Raw genomic sequence first — 5,000 nt, 5'->3', positions numbered from 1 at the left:
CATGTTAAATATTATTTGATATATTATGATGTATCATGTTAAATATATCATAATATGTTTAATAACAATAAGGTGGTTACTAACATATAGTAATTAACTTTTATCGGGTATTCGGTTTTTATGGTGGAAAAGGGCTTATAAATCACCCTTCTCCAAATTCTTAATAAGTGTGGAAAAATCGACACCAAAGTTGTCTGTAATGTTATGATCATTCACTTCATACCAATTGAAATTATCGTGTAACATAGCTTTATTGAAAGCACTTGAATTAAATCGTGGCTTACGCTTTTTATGGAGCTTCTCATTGAAAAGGATTTTGGCTCGTAAGGCATCAAACGAGTAACCTCTACCCATTCGCTCTACCTGCCTAATAATGCTGTTAATTGACTCCGTATAAGCGTTAGTGAGCCTTTTATCAAAGTAGTTGAATATTTCGACATGCCAGTTGTCTACGGCTCTCACGAGGTCTTTATATGCATCTTTAGAGTTACTGGACATACAACGGTGTCTCCATTGACTATAACGAAGACGACCTTCATCTGAATCAGGAGTATCCCATATCCAGTAAAACTCTTCTTTGAGTTCATAGGCTTCTTTTAAGGCAGGAAGATTACCTAACCAAGTCTCTAAGAGGAATGATTCACGTTCATTTAGATCGTGTTTACGCTTTAGAAGGATAAACCTTTCACGCATAAGGGTACGTCTTTCTTTTTGGCTCATATGAGCTTTCAAAGACTTTCTGACGTTATCTAAGGCTTGATTAGCCATTCTAATTACATGAAACTTATCTACGACCACTTTAGCGTGTGGAAGGATAGTGTTCACTGCGTCTTTGTAGGGCTTCCACATATCCATTGTGACGTACTCAATATAAGTCCTGTCACTGATTTCTGAAAGACGTTGGATGACTGTTTCCTTGTTACGGTTAGGCTTGATGTCATAAATAGTCCTGCGTTCAATATTAGTCAATACAAGCCGAGGTCTTCGGATAATATGTATCTCGTCTATCCCAAGCCACTTAGGAGTTTCAAACTGGTATTCACGTTCTTTGAGTGCCACATAGTCCTTAAAAACGTTCCTAATAGTTTTCTCGTCAACGCCAACGCTTTCTGCGACTTCTACAAAGGTCTTAGACATGGATTGCTCTTGAATAGACTTTAAAAGCCTTTTGGTCATACTACGCTTTTCATCTACAGATACTAGGCGTTCCCAGAAGGTAGATTCGCATTCACGACATTTGTATCGTCTACGGTTCAATTGTAAGCCCACTCGCTTTAAACGAATGGGCAAATCCATAATTAGTTGATTTCTTGAACTGTGTTTGTACAACTTGTCAAAACCACATTCAGGACAACGTTCAGGTGGTCCGACTGCTTCAACTTTAAACATCATATCGGTTTCATTTTCTTGTGGTGATTCTATTGTTTTAATGTCTGGTAGGGATAATAAGTCTGACATATTGTTCATCCTTTATTACTCTGCGGTGTTAAGGTATCAAATATAGATTTGATGTCGAAATCATCAGTGTTAAATTATTTTTGTGACCACAAATGCACTTAGAAAATCCCTTAAAGCATTTATATAATGGGTGATCGCAAAATAGTGTATGAAATCCTTTTGTAGACTTTGCTAAACTACTGCACACTTTAGTACAGTATTAGGGGTAAACAACTGCAAAGAATCGTATCGTTGTCGCCAAGATTCACCTGTCGTTTCATTTTCATCAAGAATTGCAAAGCATTTATTTTTCTTTTTTAAGGCGTAACCCATTGCTAACCCAGCTTGCCCTCCGCCTACTATAATGACATCGTATTGCATAGAAAACCTCCAATTCATAAAGGATTATATTATTTATAAAAGGGAAATTAGAGCGTTGATCGTACCATTCTCATACATAATATATAACCCTAATCCTATGAACACGATCGGTACAATCCATCGTTCATACTCCTCGATTTTTTCCGAGATATAATTCACTGAAGCCAATCGGTAACTGACATAGCATAATACCCCTACCATAATAAAAAAGACTAGCATTACAATGGGTATTTCAATCGCATTTAACGTTGTAAAATATGGTACATAAATGGAAAAATCATCTGCACTAGAAGCCAACACAATAAAGGTAACCGTTAAGTATAGTTGATTAAAACGATCGGAAGATAAAAGAGATAGGATATTACTTTCCTCTTCCTCTTCCTCCCCCTTAATCCACACTTTAACGCCTAAATAAATGGGTAAAAGTCCAAGTAAGCCTACAATCCATTGTTGAGGAATGAAATTGACACCATAAGCTGCTAACAGACTCACCGATACAATGATTACAGTGCCTAAATATTGCCCAATCCAAATATGTTTCATTTGCCCTTTTTTTATTTGCGAAAATAGGAGAATTAATATAATCAGGTAATCAATACCTGTAGCTATATAAACCGCAATAGCCGTTAGTATTGTTGCAGCCAACTTCTTCAACTCCAATCACATGCAAGAATTTCTTGTTACTTTATCTCAGAAAAGGTTTTCCAATCAAAACGGAAAACCCTTTAAACTCTATTCATCTTCCTCGACTCGCATTAATCGTAAACTATTTAAAGCTACTAAAAGTGTGGCTCCCATATCCGATAGAATCGCTATCCAAAGTGTGAGCCAACCCGGAATAACCAACAGCAATGCGATAATTTTAATTCCAATTGCAAAGGCAATATTAGCTTTAATTATATTTAGTGTTTTACGGCTGAGTTTTACAGTAAACGGGAGCTTTTTCAAATCATCACCCATTAAAGCAACATCTGCCGTTTCAAGTGCTGTATCAGTTCCAGCCCCACCCATTGCTATTCCAACTGTAGAGGCTGCTAGAGCTGGGGCATCATTCACACCATCACCTACCATAGCGACATTACCGTACTCGGACCTTAATTGTTTAATCACGTCTAGTTTATCTTGTGGCAATAACTCTGATTGAACGTCTGTTACGCCGACATGACCACCAATCGCATTTGCAGTGCTTTTGTTATCCCCTGTAAGCATAACGGTCTTTTTAATTCCAGCTTTGTGTAACTTTTGAATAACGTCCTTACTCGACTCTCTTACTTCATCTGCAACGGCAATAACAGCAAGTATTTTTGTCTCTGTCCCAATCAACATAGCTGTTTTTCCCTGCTCTTGAAGTGTTATCACATCTTGCTGTAATTCATTATTGAAAGTGGACGCCGACAATAACTCTTTAAATAAATTCGGGCTTCCGACATAGTACATCACGCCATTGACCTTACCTTTTATCCCTTTACCTGTAATCGATGAGAACTCCTCGACTAAAACATCCGTATACGAAACCCCTTCATCATCAGCCTTTTTCATGATGGCAGACGCCAGAGGGTGCTGAGAACGATACTCTAAGGCGGTGATAATTGATAGCATTTCTCGTTCATTAATTTGATCATTCAATACACTATAGTTAGTTACAACAGGTATTCCTTTTGTCAAAGTTCCCGTTTTATCAAATGCAATAGCCTTTAATCCACCGATTTCCTCAAGGTAAACTCCTCCTTTGATAAGAACACCTTTCTTCGCTGAATTTCCAATCGCTGAGACAATCGAAATTGGGGTAGAAATAACCAACGCACAAGGACAACCAACAACAAGAACAGCTAGACCTTGATATACCCATGTTTCCCAGCTACCATTAAAGAACAAAGGTGGTACTATAGCAACGAGTGCAGCAACAACCATGATGATGGGTGTATAATATCTCGCAAACTTATCAACGAAGGCTTGGGATGGCGCTCGCTCTCCTTGAGCTTCCTCTACGAGATGAATAATTTTGGAAATCGTTGTATCTTCAACGAGTTTGGTTATTTCCACCTCGAGAAAACCTTCTTCGTTTAGTGTCCCTGCAAATACTTCATCATCTACAGTTTTCTCAACCGGAACCGACTCACCTGTAATTGCTGCTTGGTTAATAGCAGAATATCCATTTACTATGACACCATCCATCGCAATCTTTTGACCAGGTTTTACAACCATGACATCTCCGATTGCAATATCATTAACGTGGACCGTCATTTCTTGGCCGTTACGTCTAACCAGAGCTTCTTTTGGTGCAATATCCATTAATGAACTAATCGACTGTCTTGCCCTGTCCATAGAGAAGCGCTCAAGAGCCTCACTAATGGCAAAGAGGATGACGACAATCGCGACTTCCGCCCATTCTCCTATAATGACACCACCGATGACAGCAACTGTCATGAGGGTTCTCATGTCAAACTGTAATCGAACTAAGTTTTGCAAACCCACTCTAAACAGCGATAACCCGCCCACTAACATAGATGTTATAAATAATAATGCTGTAACGATATTCTCATTTCCGTTTACAAACATAGAAAGGAAACCGAGAGCCATAAATAAGGTCGAGTACAGTAATGTACTATGTTTTTTATAAAATGGAATTTTTCCCTCCTTATCAGGCTCTGCACTTTTTGGATCTTTCCTTCCATGTTCAGCAGTCACTTTAAGACTTTCAAAAGCCCCTGCTTTCTCTAGCTCATCTTTAGTCGCCTCACCATAAACGGAAATTTTAGATGCTCCAAAGTTCACTTTTGCATCCTGGACCCCAGGTAAATCCTTAACATTTTTCTCAAATTTCCCTGCACAATTCGCACAGGTAAATCCTTGAACACGATATACATTTTTTTCTCTTTCTTGCACTTGGCTAGACATCGCTAATCCTCCTGACTATGAACCATCGCATTTACAATTAAGCTTGTAACATGTGGATCATCAAGAGAATAAAATACGAGCTTACCTTCTTTTCGACTTTTAGCAATACGCAAGTTTCGTAAATGACGTAAATGATGGGAAGCTGTAGCATTCGTCGTGCCAATAATATTAGCTACATCACACACGCATAATTCATTTTCCTGCGTTAAGGTATAAGCAATTTTGAGCCTTGTTTCATCAGCCAACGCTTTAAACATATCTGAGACTGCCAAGGCACACAATGG

General features: G+C 38.4%; 4 protein-coding genes and 1 pseudogene. All 5 read right to left on the bottom strand.

What is annotated here, in order from left to right:
* Positions 1–135: 135 nt before the first annotated feature.
* A complete protein-coding gene (locus tag A194_RS0114505) occupies positions 136–1,458 on the bottom strand; it encodes an ISL3 family transposase (protein WP_017187526.1) in 1,323 nt (440 codons plus the stop codon).
* 201 nt (positions 1,459–1,659) lie between these two features.
* Positions 1,660–1,818 (bottom strand): annotated as a pseudogene (locus A194_RS0114500) (NAD(P)-binding domain-containing protein); the annotation flags it as partial.
* Positions 1,819–1,851: 33 nt separating this feature from the next.
* On the bottom strand, positions 1,852–2,463 hold the full coding sequence (locus tag A194_RS0114495) for a CadD family cadmium resistance transporter (RefSeq protein WP_017187524.1): 612 nt from the start codon (positions 2,461–2,463) through the stop codon (positions 1,852–1,854).
* Between the two features lie 87 nt (positions 2,464–2,550).
* Positions 2,551–4,716, bottom strand: coding sequence for a heavy metal translocating P-type ATPase (locus A194_RS0114490; RefSeq protein WP_017187523.1), 2,166 nt, complete (start codon positions 4,714–4,716; stop codon positions 2,551–2,553).
* 2 nt (positions 4,717–4,718) lie between these two features.
* Positions 4,719–5,000 (bottom strand): ArsR/SmtB family transcription factor (locus tag A194_RS21445; RefSeq protein WP_017187522.1); only part of this gene is annotated, 282 nt, incomplete at its 5' end.

It is taken from the genome of Alkalibacillus haloalkaliphilus C5, from assembly GCF_000269905.1.
Lineage (GTDB): Bacteria > Bacillota > Bacilli > Bacillales > Alkalibacillaceae > Alkalibacillus > Alkalibacillus haloalkaliphilus_A.
The sequence above is the reverse complement of the archived record's forward strand: the minus strand, read 5'-3'. Positions and strand labels throughout refer to the sequence as shown.